The following is a 14,977-nucleotide window of genomic DNA, read 5'->3' on the forward strand; positions in this document are numbered from 1 at the left end:
TAATCAATTCCATGCGCTCCACCAATGACAGAATTGTGAGAAATTCCGGCTGGACCGCTCTTTCGCATTGCCGCATGTTTTCGCCCGGGAATGAACAGGAATTTTGAGTTCTTTGGGAGCAGCATGATGCTACGGGCTCTGGCGTTCGCTCTTTCCGGCCTTCTTCTCTCGGCCTTTGCGGCTCTCGCACAGGATGCCGGATTGCCGGTCAGCCAATGTCAGGCGATCGCCCGGAATATACCCGGGGCGATGTTCGCGAGCCTCAAGCCATCCGGCCTGCAGTTCGCGCAGGCGAACAAGCCCCTGACGCTCGCCGAGAAGGAAGAGGTGAAGATCACCTTCGTCGGCCACTCCACCTATTTCATCGAAAGCCCGCAGGGCGTCGGGATCGCCACCGACTATAGCGGCGTCTATCCGCCGCCGCGCCTGCCCGATGTCGTGACGATGAACAAGGCGCATTCCACGCATTTTACGCTCAGCCCCGATCCGGGGATCAGGCATGTGCTGCACGGCTGGAGCGACGTGCCGGGCGAAAAGGCCGAGCACCGCCTGACCGTCGATGACGTCTATATCCGCAACGTCGTTTCCGACATCCGCTCCTGGGGCGGCGGCGTAGAGGAAAACGGCAATTCGATCTTCATATTCGAGGTCGCGGGCCTGTGCATCGGTCATCTCGGCCATCTGCATTTCGAGCTCATCGAGGAGCAGTATACGCAGATCGGCCGGCTCGACGTGCTGATGGTGCCGGTGGACGGCGGGCTCACCATGGGCGCGGACAGCATGAGCCGCGTCGTGCAGCGGCTTCGCTCCTCGCTGATCCTGCCGATGCATCGCTGGGGGCCGCCGCTCGACAGCTTCCTCGCCATGTTCGACGGCCGGTTCGATATCGCCTACGCCAGGGAGCCGGTGATCCGCATTTCCATGCGGAGCCTGCCGAAGAAGCCGACCATACTGGTGCCGCAGGGACTTTGAGGGGCTTTGGGCCCTTCGGCGCTTTTCCGGTCAGTGGAAATGCGGAAAGGCGAGGTGCTGCTTGACGCCGACTTCCGGCATCTTCCCGTCCTTCAGGTTCGCCTTGGCGATCTCCCAGCCGAACCTCAGCGAACTGTCGGTCGAGGCCCAGATTTCCGCGTCGTCGACCCGCAGGGCGAGCATGGCGAGCATCGGGTCGTCCTTGCCGTTCTCGTACCAGGCTGCCGTCACGGCGCTCCAGTATTCATCGATCCTGGCGGGGTCCCTGCGGACTTCCAGCGTGCCGGAAAGGCAGGCGTGGTAATCGTGGTTCCTGCCGATGACGCAGAAATGCGCCCGCGTGCCGGGACGGATGGCGCGCACCAGGTCGGTGTCGTTCTTCGTGAAGAACCAGATCGTGCTGGTCTTCGGGTCGACATTCGGCGCCATGGGCCGGAAGTGCATATGCGAGCCCTCGATGCCGAGCATGCCGGCATGGACGCCGTTGATCTCGTCCCAGAGCTGGCGTTCCGGTGCTTCGCGGGCTTCGGTGAGGCTTGCCATGGACCGTCTCCTTTGCTGTTCGGTTCGCTCACAAAACGGCAGGCGCCCGGCTTTGTTCCGGGGGCAGGGCGGCTGAAAAGCCCCACTGGCAACCGGAAATGCCCTTGAACGGCCAAAACTTCGAAATTATAAGGCGCCATTCCAAACAAGCTAAAGTGTCAGGGGTGCCATGGCTGGCCATTCACAGTTCAAAAACATCATGCACCGGAAGGGCAAGCAGGACTCGATCCGGTCGAAGCTGTTCTCCAAGCTTGCGCGCGAAATCACCGTCGCCGCCAAGCAGGGCCTTCCCGACCCGAGCATGAACGCGGCTTTGCGTCTGGCCGTCCAGAACGCCAAGGCGCAATCCATGCCGAGGGACAATATCGACCGCGCCATCAAGAAGGCGTCGGGCGCGGATGCGGAAACCTACGATTCCGTTCGCTACGAGGGTTACGGTCCGGGCGGCACGGCGGTCATCGTCGAGGCGCTGACCGACAACCGCAACCGCACCGCCTCCAACGTGCGCTCGATCTTCACCAAGGCCGGCGGCGCGCTCGGCGAAACCGGCTCGGTCTCCTTTTCCTTCGACCATGTGGGCGAGATCACCTACAAGGCGGGCGCCGGCGACGCGGACAAGGTGATGGAAGCGGCGATCGAGGCCGGCGCCGACGACGTGACCTCCGACGAGGACGGCCACACGATCATCTGCGCCTTCGAAAGCCTCGGCGAGGTGTCGAAGGCGCTCGAGGCGACGCTCGGCGAGGCCGAGACCGTCAAGGCGATCTGGAGGCCGCAGAACACGATCGAGGTCGATGAGGAGAAGGCGCAGTCGCTGATGAAGCTCATCGACAACCTGGAAGACGACGACGACGTGCAGAACGTCTATTCGAACTTCGAGGTTTCCGACGAAGTCATGGCCAAGCTTTCGGCCTGACGAGCCTTTCCTTCTCCCCGGCGGGGAGGAGGTGCCCCACGGGCGGAGCAGGAGCAGTCTCACTGGCGGGCTTTGCGCTTGCCGGATGCACCTTATCGCCTCGCATCCGCGGCGCTTCTCCCGGCGGGGGAGAAGCGGCAGGGGGCGGCGGTCGTTAGGGTCAGCCGCTCGCCTTTACCCTCTCCATCATCGGCAGCGTCGCAAACAGTTCCACCGAGCGGAGCCGCGCTTCCATGTCGTGGACCGGCATGGAGATGATCAGTTCGTCTGCCTGCGTTTCGCCGAGGAAGTCCCCGAGCTTCGCCGTGACCGTCGCCACCGAGCCGACCGCCGCATAGCGCAGCGTATGCTCGACGCTCATCTTCTCCATCGGGGTCCAGATGCCCTCCATGCTGTCGACCGGCTTCGGGAAGCGGGTACGGACGTTCTTGCGCAGGTTGACGAACTGCTGCTGCGAGGAGGTGAAAAGGCGCTCGGCCCCGGCGTCGGTGTCTGCCGCGACGCCCATGACGCCGACCATGACATACGGCTTCTCAAGCTCCAGCGAGGGCTGGAACCGTTCGCGATAGATGGCGATCGCTTCCATCAGCATGTCGGGCGCGAAATGCGAGGCGAAGGCATAGGGAAGCCCGAGCGCCGCTGCGAGATGGGCGCTGTAGATGCTCGATCCGAGCAGCCAGAGCGGCACATGGGCATCCATGCCGGGGACGGCGAGCAGGCCCTGATCCTTCTCCGGCGTGCCGAGCAGGCGCTGCAGTTCGAGGATATCGTGCGGGAAGCTTTCCGCGCCCGCATCGAGGTTGCGGCGCAGCGCGCTCGCGGTGCGCATGTCGGTTCCGGGCGCGCGGCCGAGTCCGAGGTCGACGCGGCCGGGCAGCAGCGCTTCCAGGGTGCCGAACTGCTCGGCGATGACGAGCGGGGAGTGGTTGGGCAGCATGATGCCGCCCGAGCCCACCCGGATCGTCTTCGTGGCGGCGCCGACATGGGAGATGACCAGCGAGGTGGCGGCGCTCGCAATCCCCGGCATGCCGTGGTGTTCGGCAAGCCAGACGCGTTTATAACCCTCTTCCTCGGCTTTGATCGCCATGCGGCGGGACTGGTCGAGCGCGTCGCGCACGGAATAACCTTCACCGACGGGTGAAAGATCGAGGATGGAAAAGGGGATCATCGGCATGTCCTGGGACAGGTGGGTGACAGAGCGTCCCACTTATCTAGGCAGCCGTGTCCAGGAATGCGACCCCGGGCCGATGGAAAAAGGGGCCGGGGATGCGGCCCCCTGCCGATCACGACTTGACGAGCCGCAGGTGGGAGCCCCGCGTTCCGGGTTCGTGAGGCGCCGGATCGTGCGGCGGGGGAACGATCACCGTCACCCGGGCGAAACGGCTCGCCTTCTGGTCGATCTCGGCGATCTGCCTGTCCATGCGGTCGAGCGCGAGGGTGGCGATATCCGTCCTCAGGCTCGCCGCGTGCCTCGACCTGGCGAGTTCGCCGAGGTCGGCATGCGTCGCGGAGGCCGCTTCCGCCTGGTCTCCGGCGGCTTCGGCAAGATTGCCGGCATGCTCGTTCAGGGCGTCCAGATAAAGGCCGAGGGCGTCGAGTTCCCGGCCGATCTGCCGCGTTGCGGCCGACAGGGCCTCGCCCCTGTCCGGCGATTGCCGGCCGTCCGCTCCGTCACTGCCCATCTCCTCGATCAGCTTCAGGGCGGCGGAGACCGCTTCCGCGGAACGGCTCAGGTCGAGCCTGGCGTTGCGGGCGATCGTAGCGGTGTGCCGGGCGAGCGCCTTTTGCTGGCGAAGCCCCTGGGCAAGGGCGCCGGCAGCGGCGGCAGCCCCCGAAAGGCGTGCGGAATGATCGGCTTGCCTTTCGGCGCCTTCGCTCATCGCGGTTCGCAGCTGGTCGGATTCGTCGCGCAGCAGGCGGGCATTGCCGATGACCGAATCCATCGTGCCGTTCAAGGCGTTGAGGCCGCGGTTGAAATCCCGCCGCATGCCGTCCCAGGGCGCGGGAAAGGGGCTGTCGAGCGTGGCGCCGAGATCCGCGGCGGCAAACCGCCTCACTCCGCTATCCAGCGCGTTGACGACGATGCGCATATGCTGCAATTCCAATTCATTCGGATCTCGATCCCGTATCATTCGGGCGCCTCCTTCGTGCTTCGCCCCCCTTTCTGCGCAAGCAACGCGATGAAAGGAAGGTGGTTTCCGGATTTGGCGAGGTTCTGCCCAAATCCTTTTCCACATGGTTAACGGCGAAGGCGAATCCCCCGGCCCGGGCTGCCGTCCCCGCATCGCGGCATGGCGCCCTTCGCCGCGAGGCGGTAGTCTCGCGCCATGACAGAGACGATTCGCATCATCGGCATAGATCCGGGACTTCGCCGCACTGGCTGGGGCATTATCGAGACGCTGGGCAACAGCCTTCGTTTCATCGCATCGGGCACAGTGACATCCGACGGGGACATGGACCTCGCCTCGCGCCTCTGCCAGCTGCACGACGGGCTTGCCGAAGTGGTGCATGGCTACCGTCCCGACGAGGCGGCCGTCGAGCAGACATTCGTCAACAAGGACGCGGTCGCCACGCTCAAGCTCGGGCAGGCGCGCGGCGTCGTCATGCTGGTGCCCGCGCGCGCCGGCCTGCCGGTCGCGGAATATGCGCCGAACGCCGTCAAGAAATCGGTGATCGGCGTCGGCCACGGCGAGAAGCAGCAGATCCACATGATGCTGAAGATCCTGATGCCGAAGGCGGACTTCAAGGGCAACGACGCGGCCGATGCGCTGGCGATCGCCATCTGCCATGCTCACCACCGGGGCGGAAGGCGCATGCGCGCCGCGCTCGCCGGCTAGTTTGTTCTTGACCTGTTCTCGTTCGACCGATAGGTAATACCGCAGAGGTATTACCATGCGAGTCACCGAAAAAGGCCAGGTCACGATCCCCAAGGAAATCCGCGACCGTTTGAAGATCGGTCCGGGTTCGGAGGTGGATTTCATCGCCGACGACAAGGGCGCCCGGCTGGTCGTGGTCGCGAGGGGGCAGGCCGCATCCGAAGAGGATTTCGAATCCTGGCTCAGGAGCAGGTCCGGGACCTTCGATACCGGGGGCATGACGACCGACGAATTCATGCAATGGCTGAGGGGGCCGCGCGATGATCTCGGTCCTCGTTGATACGAATATCTTCATCGACGTCTTCGGCCCGGAGGCCGCGTTCAAGGAATGGTCCTCGGATGCGATCCTGAAACTGAAGGCGGAAGCGCAATTCATCCTCAGTCCGATCGTGTGGGCAGAGCTTGCCACCATGGCGCCGAACGAGGAGGAATTGATGTTCCTGCTGTCGCGCCTCGATCTGGTGCGCGAGCCGCTGCCGTTTTCGGCGGCCTATCGGGCCGGCATGGCGCATGTGCACTATCGACGGAACGGCGGCCTGCGGGAACGGACCCTGCCGGATTTTCTCGTCGGCGCGCATGCGTTCGTCCGGTCGCACCGGCTCCTCACGCGCGACGCTTCCCGCTACCGGGCCTATTTCCCTTCGCTCGACATCATCTCTCCCGAAACCCATCCCCTGTAAATTTATCGTTGGCGGACCTTTTTCATGATCGGCAAGCTCAAAGGCACTATCGACGAGATCGGCGACGACTACGTGCTCGTGGATGTGCACGGTGTCTGTTACGAAGTCTTCTGCTCTTCCCGCGTGCTTTCGAAAATGGGCTCGGCGGGCGAGGCGGTGGTGCTGTTCATCGAGACCTATGTGCGCGAGGACCAGTTGAAGCTCTTCGGTTTCCTGACCGCGCTGGAGCGGGAATGGTTCAACCTCCTCCAGAGCGTGCAGGGGGTCGGCGCCAAGGTGGCGCTCGCCGTCCTCTCGACGCTGACGCCGTCGGAACTCGCCAATGCAATCGCATTGCAGGACCGCACGTCGGTCTCGCGCGCGCCGGGCGTCGGCCCGAAGGTGGCGATGCGCATCGTGACCGAACTCAAGAACAAGGCGCCCGCCTTCGCCGGCGAGGCGTCGTCGAATATCGGCCTCAAGCAGGAGATCGGCGAGGGCGTCGCCTCCGCGCCGGTGGCCGATGCCGTCTCGGCGCTCACCAATCTCGGCTATTCGCGCGATCAGGCGGCCAATGCGGTTGCCGCCGCCTTGAAGAACGGCGGCGAGGGGGCGGACAGCGCCAAGCTCATCCGCCTGGGGCTGAAGGAACTGGCGCGGTAATCGTTGGACACCACATTTCTTACTGGTATATTCAAGGTAAGAAAAATGGCTGAGGGTAAGAAATGGGCGCTTTGACGACAATGACCTCGAAAGGCCAGATTACCATCCCGAGCGAAGTGCGCGAGGCGTTAAATCTTCAGCCGGGCACCCGTTTCTATGTCGCGGCCCGGAATGGCCAGGTCGTTGCAATACCCAAGAATAAGAAACTGGCGGATTTTGCCGGTATCCTGGGCAAGCCTCCTGCAGGAGGCAGCCTGGCGATCGAAGATATGGACGACGCCAGCGCGGAGGCGGCGGCCAAAGAGGATGCCCGGATCATGCGCGAATGGCCGGAGCGTTCGAAGTGATCGGCATCGACGCCAATGTGCTGGTTCGCTTTCTGGTCGATGACGACCCCGAACAGAATGCCGCGGCGCGTCGTTTCCTGTCCGGGCGGACCGCCGACGATCCTGCCTTTGTCAGTGCGCTCGTGATCGCCGAAACCGCATGGGTGCTCAATCGCCGCCTCAAATACCCAATGCCTGTGGTGTCCGATCTGTTGCTCGATCTTATTTCAGCCGATGGCCTTGTGGTCGAATATACCGAGGAGCTTGATGCTCTTTTGAGTGTTGCCCAACCAAAGGCGGATTTTGCTGACTACCTGATTTTCTGGTCGGCACGGCGTGCCGGATGTCGTTCGGTTGTGACCTTCGACGAAACCGCGGCGAAAGCCATACCCGGAATGGAACTTCTCGCATGAGTGAACCTGCCCGCCTGATATCGCCGGAAAAGCGGGGCGAAGACCTGGATGTGACGCTGCGCCCGCAGTCGCTGGACGAGTTCACCGGCCAGGCGGAGGCGCGCGCCAACCTGAAGGTCTTCATCGAAGCGGCCAAGGCGCGGGGCGAGGCGCTCGACCATGTGCTCTTCGTCGGGCCGCCCGGTCTCGGCAAGACGACGCTGGCGCAGATCATGGCGAAGGAGCTCGGCGTCAACTTCCGCTCCACCTCCGGTCCGGTCATCGCCAAGGCGGGGGATCTCGCGGCGCTGCTCACCAATCTCGAAGAGCGCGATGTCCTCTTCATCGACGAAATCCATCGCCTCAATCCGGCGGTCGAGGAAATCCTCTATCCCGCCATGGAGGATTTCCAGCTCGACCTGATCATCGGGGAGGGGCCTGCGGCACGTTCGGTGAAGATCGACCTCTCGAAGTTCACGCTGGTTGCCGCGACCACCCGCCTCGGCCTGCTGACCACGCCGCTGCGCGACCGTTTCGGCATTCCGGTGCGGTTGTCGTTCTATACCGTGGAGGAGCTGGAGCTGATCGTACGGCGCGGAGCGCGGCTGATGAACCTGCCGATGACCGACGACGGCGCGCGGGAAATCGCCCGCCGCGCCCGCGGCACGCCGCGCATTGCCGGCCGGCTGCTGCGCCGCGTGCGCGACTTCGCCGAGGTGGCGAAGGCGGAGGCGGTGACGAGGGTGATCGCCGACGAGGCGCTCACCCGCCTGCTCGTGGACAATATGGGCCTCGACCAGCTCGACAAGCGCTATCTCAACATGATCGCCGTGAACTTCGGCGGCGGGCCGGTGGGCATCGAGACGATTGCCGCAGGCCTGTCGGAACCGCGCGACGCGATCGAGGATATCATCGAGCCCTACATGATCCAGCAGGGTTTCATCCAGCGCACGCCGCGCGGCCGTGTTTTGACCGCAAATGCCTGGAAACATCTGGGGCTCCAGCCGCCGAAGGATCTCGAGGCGGCGCAGTTCCGGATGTTTACCGAGGATGATTGAGTGATTTCCCGCCGCGGGTTCTTCAAGACGGTGGGCGCCAGCTTCTTGTCGATGATGGCGCTCGGAAGTTATGCCGTGGCCGAGCCGCTGGTTCGGCTGCGGACCGCCCGTTATGCGCTCACGCCTCCGGGCTGGACGCCGGGGCTGAAGCTGCGCATCGTCGCGCTGGCCGATTTCCATGCCTGCCAGCCCTGGATGCCGGCGGAACGGATCGTGTCGATCTGCGAGCAGGCCAACGCGCTTCAGCCGGACGTGGTCCTGCTCCTGGGCGACTATGTCTCGGGCATGCGTCTCGTCACGGACCGGATGGCGCCGGATGTCTGGGCGCAGGCGCTTTCGACCTTGCAGGCGCCGCTCGGCGTGCATGCCGTGCTCGGCAATCACGACTGGTGGGAGGATGCCGAGGTGCAGCGGCAGGGTGGCGGAACGCCGGCCAGCCGGCGCGTCCTGGAGGCCGTCGGCATCCCGGTCTACAGCAATCGCGCGCTTCGCCTCGAAAAGGAGGGACGGGGGTTCTGGCTGGCGGGGGTCGAAGACCAGCTCGCCATACTTCCGCGCCGGGGCCATCCGGAAATTCGCAAGGACGATCTTGCCGGCACGCTTGCGCAGGTCACCGATGCGGCGCCAGTCATCCTCATGGCGCATGAGCCGGATATCTTTCCGCAGGTGCCGGGCCGCGTGTCGCTCACCCTTTCCGGCCATACGCACGGCGGGCAGGTCCGGCTGTTCGGTTATGCGCCCGTCGTGCCGTCTCGGTTCGGCGACCGTTATGTCTACGGTCATGTCCGGGAAGGCGGCCGCGACCTGATCGTGTCGGGCGGGCTCGGCTGTTCCGGCCTGCCGATCCGTTTCGGCGCGCCGCCGGAAATCGTCGCCATCGACCTCGGCTGACACCGGCCGGCGCCGGAACATTCGCCGCCTGCCCGTGTTCTTCCTCCCGAAGGAGGATGCCATGCAGAAGATCGAAACCCGTGAGCATATCGCGAGGCGGCGGTCGGGGTCGGGGAAGACCGATGGCTGACGACCGCGACGACCGCATTCCGCCACCCGAGGTCGCGGCGGCGGCCGAGAAGGGCCTGAAACTCCGGTCGCAATACCGTCGCGGCGGCACGATGGTCGGCGTCGCGCGCGCTCGCGACCTGAAGAACCGCAAGCCGGTTTCCGACCAGACCATCAAAAGGATGGTGAGTTATTTCCACCGACACAGGGTGGACAAGCGGGCGGAGAATTTCGGCGACGACGAGAACCCGTCCACCGGCTACATCGCCTGGCTGCTCTGGGGCGGCGACGCGGGCCGGAATTGGGCCGAGGCGCACAGGAAGGCGATCGAGACGGCAAGGGAAGAAGCGCGGATGCGGCGTTTCAGGCGGCCGTATCCAGAGAACCTGCCAAATCCCTGACCGTCTGCCGCAGGAGAACCAGCCCGCCCGACCGCCAGCCGAGGGCCTCGATCCTGCGGGTGGACATGACGTTCACCGAGGCGCGGTCGGCGCCTTGCGGCAGTTCGGCCGGACAGTGCGGCAGGAAGCCGAGGATTTCGCGCGTGTCGGTGACGATGTCGGACACGTTGAAGACCTGGCCGTCGATCCTGCCCGCCTCCGTCTCCAGCATCAGCCGGACGGCCAGCGCGACATCGCGGCCGTGCACTTCACTGCCGGCCCGCGACGGCAGGGGGCGGCCGGCGAGGCAGTCTTCGAAAAGGCCGTCCCACTTGTTGGGGCGAAGGTTGCCGTAGACGCCGGTCAGTCTCAGGCTGGCGGTCGCAAGGCCGGGGCCGGAAAGGGCGGCCAGCGCGCGCTCGCCATCCAGCTTGACCTGCCCGTAGAGGCTGTCCGGCTCCGGAACGAGTTCCTCCGTGAGCGCCGTGCCGACCGGCAAGCCGTCATAGACCGCGCGGCTGGAGAGGAAGACCGCCCGCCGCGTGCCCGCCCGCCTGGCGGCTTCGAAGAGCCTGACCGTGCCGTCGAGGTTCAGCCGCCGGAAGCGGGCCGGATCGTCGCCCTCGCCGCCGCGATATTTGCCGGGGAGATGATCGAAGGCGGCGTGCACGAAGAAATAGGCGTCGTCGAAAGCCTCGATCTGGTCGAGGCCGGGATCGAGCGAAAGGGGGACGAAGCGGACGGGCCGCGTGAAGAAGCCCGGGGCGGGCGGCGTTCGTCCTCCGACGATGACCTGATAACCGGCGGCAAGCAGGCCTTCGACGACATAACGTCCCACAAGGCCCGTCCCGCCGGAGACCAGCACCTTCACGGACGTTCCTCCGGTTTCGGCAGGGAGGCGATGCCGGGCGGTTCGCGGCCCTCGTGGAACGCGCGCCAGAGATCGATCAGCGGCCGCAGCCGGTCCGCTTTCGGATGTTCCTTTTCCCAGGGCTTCTCATATTGGTAATGCAGCACGGCGATGCTCTCCCAATCCCAGAGAGCGGGCATGTTGAACCATACATATTGCAGCATGTTCATAAAGACAGGGAGGCCGTGCCAGTCCGGGAAGAAATATTCGAGGAAGGTCTGGTCGGTGCGCCGCCAGAAGGCATCCGGGCGGTCGAGTTCGGCAAGCATCCGCCCGAAGGTTCCGGCCGACGGCTCTGCGACGAAGACGCCGGAATTCAGCCGACGGAAATCGGCGAGGCTTTCGTAGACGTTCGGCGCCGCGGAAAATTCCGGATAGCCGAACAGCCTGTCGATGTTCTTCAATACCAGCGCATCGGCATCGATGAAGACGACCCTTTCGTATTCGGTGAGCTGCCAGAGCCGCAGCTTGCAGAAATTGTCGAGCGGCGTGTGGAAATCCGGCTTGCGGCCCCTGGTGAACGGAGCCGCGTCATGCAGGTTCTTGCGGGCATGGCGTTGGTTGAAGGCGTCCGAAAGCGGCAGGTGATCCGTTTCGACCAGCCGGCAGCCGAGTGCGGCGAGCGGGGCGAGATCGCCATCCGCAACGCCGCCCGTATGCAGCACGACGATATCCGCTCCGGTGCCCGTGCGCCCTATCGAGCGGACGAGCGCCGTGGCGCCCATGGCATAGTCGGCATTGGTGACGAGCGTGACGAAGGCGTTGCGAGCAGGTGTCATGGGATCGGAGTCCACACGGTAAAAGTCATTGTTCGACGGGCCCCCTCATCCGCCTGCCGGCACCTTCTCCCCGGTGGGGAGAAGAAGTATGCCGCTCCGCAATTGCTTTCATCAAACACGAAGGCAGATGGCCGTATCCGCGAGCCCCTTCTCCCCCTCGGGGAGAAGGTGCCGGCAGGCGGATGAGGGGCGTCCGGCACGCCCTCGCGCTGCGACCCAGGTCTTAGTTCGCTCACGAGACCGATTTCAGCCGCTTGCCTTCCGGATCGTGCTCGACCTTGGCGGCGATGTCCCTCGTCCAGGCGGAAACGGCGGGAACGCGTGATCTGTCAACGCGATAGGCGTATTTCTTCGCAACGTCGACGATCTCGCCGAGCAGGCCCTCGCCGAGCGTGGTCGGCTTGAGGCCGAGATCGAGGAACTTGCCGTTCCTGACCATCAGTTCGTTTTCGGCTGCCTCCTTGCGCGGGTTCGGCAGCCAGGCGACCTGCGAGCCGGTCATCTTCGCGATCATTCCGGCGAGGTCGCGCACGCGATGGGTCTCGGTCATCTGGTTGAAGATCTCGACCCGGCTGCCGCGCTGGGGCGGGTTCTTCAGCGCGATCTCGATGCAGCGCACCGAATCCTGGATATGGATGAAGGCGCGCGTCTGGCCGCCGGTGCCGTGGACGGTGAGCGGATAACCGATCGCCGCCTGGATGAGGAAACGGTTCAGGACCGTTCCGTAATCCCCGTCATAATCGAACCTATTGATCAATTGCGTGTGCCGGCGGGTCTGCTCCGTATGCGTGCCCCAGACGATGCCCTGATGCAGGTCGGTGATCCTCAGGCCGTCGTTCTTCGCGTAGAACTGGAAGAGAAGCTGATCCAGGCATTTCGTCATGTGGTAGACCGAGCCGGGATTGGCGGGGTAGAGGATTTCCTGGGAGACGGTGCGCCCGTCGGCCGTCTCGATGCCGACCGGCAGGTAGCCTTCCGGAATCGCCGCCCCCACCGTCGAATACCCGTAGACGCCCATCGTGCCGAGATGCACGAGATGCGCGTCGAGATCGAGTTCGACCAGCGCGTTCAACAGGTTATGGGTGGCGTTAACGTTGTTGTCGACCGTATAGTTCTTGTGGCGGTCGCTTTTCATCGAATAGGGGGCCGCGCGCTGCTCGGCGAAATGGATGATGGCGTCGGGGCGGTGCCTGGCGAGCCAGCCCTTCAGGAGCTCGTAGTCCCTGGCAAGGTCGATGAGGTTGAAATGAATGCGGCGGCCCGTTTCCGCGTGCCAGATGCGGGTGCGCTCCTGGATGCTGTCCATCGGGGTCAGCGACTGGACGCCGAGCTCGGTGTCGATCCAGCGGCGGGAGAGGTTGTCGAGGATGTGAATCTCGTGGCCGGCATCAGACAGGTGGAGCGATGTCGGCCAGCCGACGAAACCGTCGCCGCCCAGGACTGCTATCTTCATTGATCCGAGTCTCCGCTGGTTTTCGATGCGTTTCCTGATAGGGAGGATGTGTGACAGGACTGAGGTCCCGCACACGAAAACTGGGTCAACATTCCATGCTTATCCAGTGAGGGATGATAATTTTCCAAGGCAACACCATGGCGGAACACAATTTTTTGTTATCGGGCGAATTGATCGAAGGCGGCCATCGGCTCGCCCAGCGCGTCTATTACGAAGACACGGATTTTTCGGGCCTCGTCTACCACGCCCGCTATCTGCATTTCCTGGAGCGCGGCAGGACCGACTATCTGCGGTGTCTCGGATGCGAGCAGAGCGCGCTTCTTGTCACTGACGAGGAGGGGCTCGTCTTCGTCGTGCACCGCATGGAGATCGATTTCAGACAGCCGGCCCGCATGGATGACATCCTGACCATCCAGACGGTCACCGAAAAGGCGGGCGGGGCGAAGATGGTGCTCAACCAGGAGATCCGCCGGGGCGAGACGCTGCTGATCGCGGCGAAGGTGGTGATCGCCGTCATCAACCGGCACGGCCGGCCGCGCCGGCTTCCGGAAACGGTGGCCGAGAAGTTTCTGGGACATCCTCTCCGGGAGAGGCAAGTAGATCCCGCCAGCGAGCCTGTAACGCATTCTTAACGATAATGATGTCTTACTGGCTCATGAGGAATTTGTGCAACGCACGCCTTCCTTTGACCAAAATTGAAAGCGAGAAGCCAAGCTGAAAACTCAGGGCATCTTGGGGTTGAGGCCGGCGCACCCAGCGATCAAAGACATTCTCGCGAGAGCGCGCTTTTGAACCCGCCCGGTCCTTAAAAGCCGGGCGTTTGGATTCGGGGATAGTAGTAGATGGAACAGGTAGGTTTGGCGGCAGCGGCGAGCGAAGTGAGCCTCTGGTCGCTGTTCATGCAGGCCGGTCTCGTCGTCAAGCTGGTGATGATCGGGCTTCTTGGCGCATCGGTCTGGACCTGGGCGATCGTCATCGACAAATATGTGGGCTTCGGCAAGGCCAAGCGCCAGTTCGACCAGTTCGAACAGGTCTTCTGGTCCGGCCAGTCGCTGGAAGAGCTCTACCGGACGCTTGCCGAACGCCAGAACAACGGGCTCGCCGCGATCTTCGTCGCCGCCATGCGCGAGTGGAAGAAGAGCTTCGAGCGCGGCGCGCGTTCCCCCATCGGCCTGCAGATGCGCATCGATCGGGCGATGGACGTGACGATGGCCCGCGAAAGCGAGACGTACGAGGCGCGCCTCGGTTCGCTCGCGACGATCGGTTCCGCCGGTCCGTTCATCGGCCTTTTCGGCACGGTCGTCGGCATCATGACCTCCTTCCAGGCGATCGCCGGTTCGAAATCCACCAATCTCGCGGTTGTGGCGCCCGGTATCGCGGAGGCGCTGCTCGCCACCGCGATCGGCCTTGTCGCGGCCATTCCCGCGGTCATCGCCTACAACAAGTTCACTGCCGACGCGGGCAAGCTTTCGGCCCGCATGGAAGGTTTCGCGGACGAGTTCTCCGCCATTCTGTCGCGCCAGATCGACGAAAAGCTGCAGCCGCGCCAGGCGGCGCAGTAACGCCGGTTGCAGGGCTCTAGGGAGTACGTGTCATGGGTATGTCGGCCGGGGGAGCTAAGGCATCGGGTGGCGGGCGCCGCAGGCGCGGCCGTCGCGGCGGCGCCATCAGCGAAATCAACGTCACGCCGCTCGTCGACGTCATGCTCGTGCTGCTCATCATCTTCATGGTGGCCGCGCCGATGATGACGGTCGGCGTGCCGATCGACCTGCCGGAAACGCAGGCGAAGGCGATGAATGCCGATACCCAGCCGATCACCGTTTCCGTCAATCCGCAGGGCGCGATCTATCTCCAGGAAACCCCGATCGGCATCGACGAGATCGTGCCGAAGCTGCAGGCGATCGCCACGACGGGCTATAACGAACGCATCTATGTGCGCGGCGACACCACCGCCGCCTACGGTGTCGTCATGAAGGTCATGGCCCGCATTTCCGCCGCCGGTTACAAGAATATCGGCCTCGTGACCCTGCAGGAACAGGAGAAGTGATCGG

The 14,977-nt window shown here is 64.1% G+C and carries 20 protein-coding genes; 14 read left to right on the forward strand and 6 right to left on the reverse strand.

Annotation, left to right across the window (positions count from 1 at the left end; translation table 11 throughout):
• The first annotated feature begins 123 nt into the window (after window positions 1–123).
• A complete protein-coding gene (locus ACFFP0_RS28585; protein ID WP_377265621.1) occupies window positions 124–972 on the forward strand; it encodes an MBL fold metallo-hydrolase in 849 nt (282 codons plus the stop codon).
• Window positions 973–1,002: 30 nt separating this feature from the next.
• On the opposite strand, the gene ACFFP0_RS28590 is transcribed toward ACFFP0_RS28585, so the two are convergent.
• Entirely contained in the window at window positions 1,003–1,515 is a 513-nt protein-coding gene (locus ACFFP0_RS28590) for a pyridoxamine 5'-phosphate oxidase family protein (RefSeq protein WP_377265622.1), read from the reverse strand.
• Window positions 1,516–1,684: 169 nt separating this feature from the next.
• On the opposite strand from ACFFP0_RS28590, the gene ACFFP0_RS28595 reads away from it, so the two are divergent.
• Complete coding sequence (locus ACFFP0_RS28595; RefSeq protein ID WP_377265623.1) at window positions 1,685–2,431, forward strand: YebC/PmpR family DNA-binding transcriptional regulator; 747 nt, start codon at window positions 1,685–1,687, stop codon at window positions 2,429–2,431.
• Window positions 2,432–2,591: 160 nt separating this feature from the next.
• On the opposite strand, the gene ACFFP0_RS28600 is transcribed toward ACFFP0_RS28595, so the two are convergent.
• On the reverse strand, window positions 2,592–3,599 hold the full coding sequence (locus ACFFP0_RS28600; RefSeq protein ID WP_377265624.1) for an LLM class flavin-dependent oxidoreductase: 1,008 nt from the start codon (window positions 3,597–3,599) through the stop codon (window positions 2,592–2,594).
• 115 nt (window positions 3,600–3,714) lie between these two features.
• Window positions 3,715–4,563 carry a hypothetical protein gene (locus ACFFP0_RS28605; protein ID WP_377265625.1) on the reverse strand — a complete coding sequence of 283 codons (849 nt, stop codon included), beginning with the start codon at window positions 4,561–4,563 and terminating at the stop codon, window positions 3,715–3,717.
• A gap of 195 nt (window positions 4,564–4,758) precedes the next feature.
• Here ACFFP0_RS28605 and ruvC point away from each other — a divergent pair, with 195 nt between their 5' ends.
• The 9 genes from ruvC to ACFFP0_RS28650 all read left to right on the forward strand — a co-directional run bounded on the left by ruvC (window position 4,759) and on the right by ACFFP0_RS28650 (window position 9,805).
• A complete protein-coding gene (ruvC, locus tag ACFFP0_RS28610) occupies window positions 4,759–5,268 on the forward strand; it encodes a crossover junction endodeoxyribonuclease RuvC (RefSeq protein ID WP_377265626.1) in 510 nt (169 codons plus the stop codon).
• 55 nt (window positions 5,269–5,323) lie between these two features.
• Entirely contained in the window at window positions 5,324–5,587 is a 264-nt protein-coding gene (locus tag ACFFP0_RS28615; RefSeq protein ID WP_377265627.1) for an AbrB/MazE/SpoVT family DNA-binding domain-containing protein, read from the forward strand.
• The gene (locus ACFFP0_RS28620; protein WP_377265628.1) at window positions 5,568–5,987 is read left to right on the forward strand and encodes a type II toxin-antitoxin system VapC family toxin; all 420 of its coding nucleotides are present in this window, start codon (window positions 5,568–5,570) and stop codon (window positions 5,985–5,987) included. The genes ACFFP0_RS28615 and ACFFP0_RS28620 overlap by 20 nt, the downstream gene beginning before the upstream one ends.
• A 24-nt stretch (window positions 5,988–6,011) precedes the next feature.
• Window positions 6,012–6,629: a Holliday junction branch migration protein RuvA gene (gene ruvA / locus ACFFP0_RS28625; RefSeq protein ID WP_377265629.1), complete on the forward strand. Its 618-nt coding sequence runs from the start codon at window positions 6,012–6,014 to the stop codon at window positions 6,627–6,629.
• A gap of 80 nt (window positions 6,630–6,709) precedes the next feature.
• On the forward strand, window positions 6,710–6,976 hold the full coding sequence (locus ACFFP0_RS28630; protein WP_377265657.1) for an AbrB/MazE/SpoVT family DNA-binding domain-containing protein: 267 nt from the start codon (window positions 6,710–6,712) through the stop codon (window positions 6,974–6,976).
• Entirely contained in the window at window positions 6,955–7,368 is a 414-nt protein-coding gene (locus ACFFP0_RS28635; protein ID WP_377265630.1) for a type II toxin-antitoxin system VapC family toxin, read from the forward strand. Before ACFFP0_RS28630 ends, ACFFP0_RS28635 begins: the two co-directional genes overlap by 22 nt.
• Complete coding sequence (gene ruvB / locus ACFFP0_RS28640) at window positions 7,365–8,405, forward strand: Holliday junction branch migration DNA helicase RuvB (protein ID WP_377265631.1); 1,041 nt, start codon at window positions 7,365–7,367, stop codon at window positions 8,403–8,405. Before ACFFP0_RS28635 ends, ruvB begins: the two co-directional genes overlap by 4 nt.
• A complete protein-coding gene (locus tag ACFFP0_RS28645; protein ID WP_377265632.1) occupies window positions 8,406–9,296 on the forward strand; it encodes a metallophosphoesterase in 891 nt (296 codons plus the stop codon).
• Between the two features lie 122 nt (window positions 9,297–9,418).
• Window positions 9,419–9,805, forward strand: coding sequence for a hypothetical protein (locus ACFFP0_RS28650; RefSeq protein ID WP_377265633.1), 387 nt, complete (start codon window positions 9,419–9,421; stop codon window positions 9,803–9,805).
• On the opposite strand, the gene ACFFP0_RS28655 is transcribed toward ACFFP0_RS28650, so the two are convergent.
• The 3 genes from ACFFP0_RS28655 to ACFFP0_RS28665 form a co-directional block, all read right to left on the reverse strand.
• Entirely contained in the window at window positions 9,768–10,655 is an 888-nt protein-coding gene (locus tag ACFFP0_RS28655) for an NAD-dependent epimerase/dehydratase family protein (protein ID WP_377265634.1), read from the reverse strand. The genes ACFFP0_RS28650 and ACFFP0_RS28655 overlap by 38 nt on opposite strands.
• A complete protein-coding gene (locus tag ACFFP0_RS28660) occupies window positions 10,652–11,473 on the reverse strand; it encodes a glycosyltransferase (protein WP_377265635.1) in 822 nt (273 codons plus the stop codon). The genes ACFFP0_RS28655 and ACFFP0_RS28660 overlap by 4 nt, the downstream gene beginning before the upstream one ends.
• A 232-nt stretch (window positions 11,474–11,705) precedes the next feature.
• Window positions 11,706–12,926, reverse strand: coding sequence for an NAD-dependent epimerase/dehydratase family protein (locus tag ACFFP0_RS28665; protein ID WP_377265636.1), 1,221 nt, complete (start codon window positions 12,924–12,926; stop codon window positions 11,706–11,708).
• 137 nt (window positions 12,927–13,063) lie between these two features.
• Here ACFFP0_RS28665 and ybgC point away from each other — a divergent pair, with 137 nt between their 5' ends.
• The 3 genes from ybgC to tolR all read left to right on the forward strand — a co-directional run bounded on the left by ybgC (window position 13,064) and on the right by tolR (window position 14,973).
• Window positions 13,064–13,558 (forward strand): tol-pal system-associated acyl-CoA thioesterase, encoded by a 495-nt coding sequence (gene ybgC, locus ACFFP0_RS28670; protein ID WP_377265637.1) that lies wholly within the window; start codon window positions 13,064–13,066, stop codon window positions 13,556–13,558.
• Between the two features lie 210 nt (window positions 13,559–13,768).
• A complete protein-coding gene (gene tolQ, locus ACFFP0_RS28675; protein ID WP_377265638.1) occupies window positions 13,769–14,488 on the forward strand; it encodes a protein TolQ in 720 nt (239 codons plus the stop codon).
• A gap of 32 nt (window positions 14,489–14,520) precedes the next feature.
• Window positions 14,521–14,973, forward strand: a complete 453-nt coding sequence (gene tolR / locus ACFFP0_RS28680; protein WP_377265639.1) for a protein TolR — start codon at window positions 14,521–14,523, stop codon at window positions 14,971–14,973.
• The last annotated feature ends 4 nt before the right edge of the window (window positions 14,974–14,977 follow it).

This window comes from Neorhizobium puerariae (assembly GCF_042429745.1).
In the GTDB taxonomy this organism is placed as follows: domain Bacteria; phylum Pseudomonadota; class Alphaproteobacteria; order Rhizobiales; family Rhizobiaceae; genus Neorhizobium; species Neorhizobium puerariae.

Coding starts and splice junctions, on each gene's coding strand:
- ruvC (WP_377265626.1), top strand. CDS start 4,759: ATGACAGAGACGATTCGCATCATCGGCATAGATCCGGGACTTCGCCGC.
- ACFFP0_RS28635 (WP_377265630.1), top strand. CDS start 6,955: ATGGCCGGAGCGTTCGAAGTGATCGGCATCGACGCCAATGTGCTGGTT.
- ACFFP0_RS28630 (WP_377265657.1), top strand. CDS start 6,710: ATGACCTCGAAAGGCCAGATTACCATCCCGAGCGAAGTGCGCGAGGCG.
- ruvA (WP_377265629.1), top strand. CDS start 6,012: ATGATCGGCAAGCTCAAAGGCACTATCGACGAGATCGGCGACGACTAC.
- tolR (WP_377265639.1), top strand. CDS start 14,521: ATGGGTATGTCGGCCGGGGGAGCTAAGGCATCGGGTGGCGGGCGCCGC.
- ACFFP0_RS28585 (WP_377265621.1), top strand. CDS start 124: ATGATGCTACGGGCTCTGGCGTTCGCTCTTTCCGGCCTTCTTCTCTCG.
- ACFFP0_RS28605 (WP_377265625.1), bottom strand. CDS start 4,563: ATGATACGGGATCGAGATCCGAATGAATTGGAATTGCAGCATATGCGC.
- ACFFP0_RS28615 (WP_377265627.1), top strand. CDS start 5,324: ATGCGAGTCACCGAAAAAGGCCAGGTCACGATCCCCAAGGAAATCCGC.
- ACFFP0_RS28620 (WP_377265628.1), top strand. CDS start 5,568: ATGATCTCGGTCCTCGTTGATACGAATATCTTCATCGACGTCTTCGGC.
- tolQ (WP_377265638.1), top strand. CDS start 13,769: ATGGAACAGGTAGGTTTGGCGGCAGCGGCGAGCGAAGTGAGCCTCTGG.
- ybgC (WP_377265637.1), top strand. CDS start 13,064: ATGGCGGAACACAATTTTTTGTTATCGGGCGAATTGATCGAAGGCGGC.
- ACFFP0_RS28590 (WP_377265622.1), bottom strand. CDS start 1,515: ATGGCAAGCCTCACCGAAGCCCGCGAAGCACCGGAACGCCAGCTCTGG.
- ACFFP0_RS28665 (WP_377265636.1), bottom strand. CDS start 12,926: ATGAAGATAGCAGTCCTGGGCGGCGACGGTTTCGTCGGCTGGCCGACA.
- ACFFP0_RS28650 (WP_377265633.1), top strand. CDS start 9,419: ATGGCTGACGACCGCGACGACCGCATTCCGCCACCCGAGGTCGCGGCG.
- ACFFP0_RS28660 (WP_377265635.1), bottom strand. CDS start 11,473: ATGACACCTGCTCGCAACGCCTTCGTCACGCTCGTCACCAATGCCGAC.
- ACFFP0_RS28595 (WP_377265623.1), top strand. CDS start 1,685: ATGGCTGGCCATTCACAGTTCAAAAACATCATGCACCGGAAGGGCAAG.
- ACFFP0_RS28600 (WP_377265624.1), bottom strand. CDS start 3,599: ATGATCCCCTTTTCCATCCTCGATCTTTCACCCGTCGGTGAAGGTTAT.
- ruvB (WP_377265631.1), top strand. CDS start 7,365: ATGAGTGAACCTGCCCGCCTGATATCGCCGGAAAAGCGGGGCGAAGAC.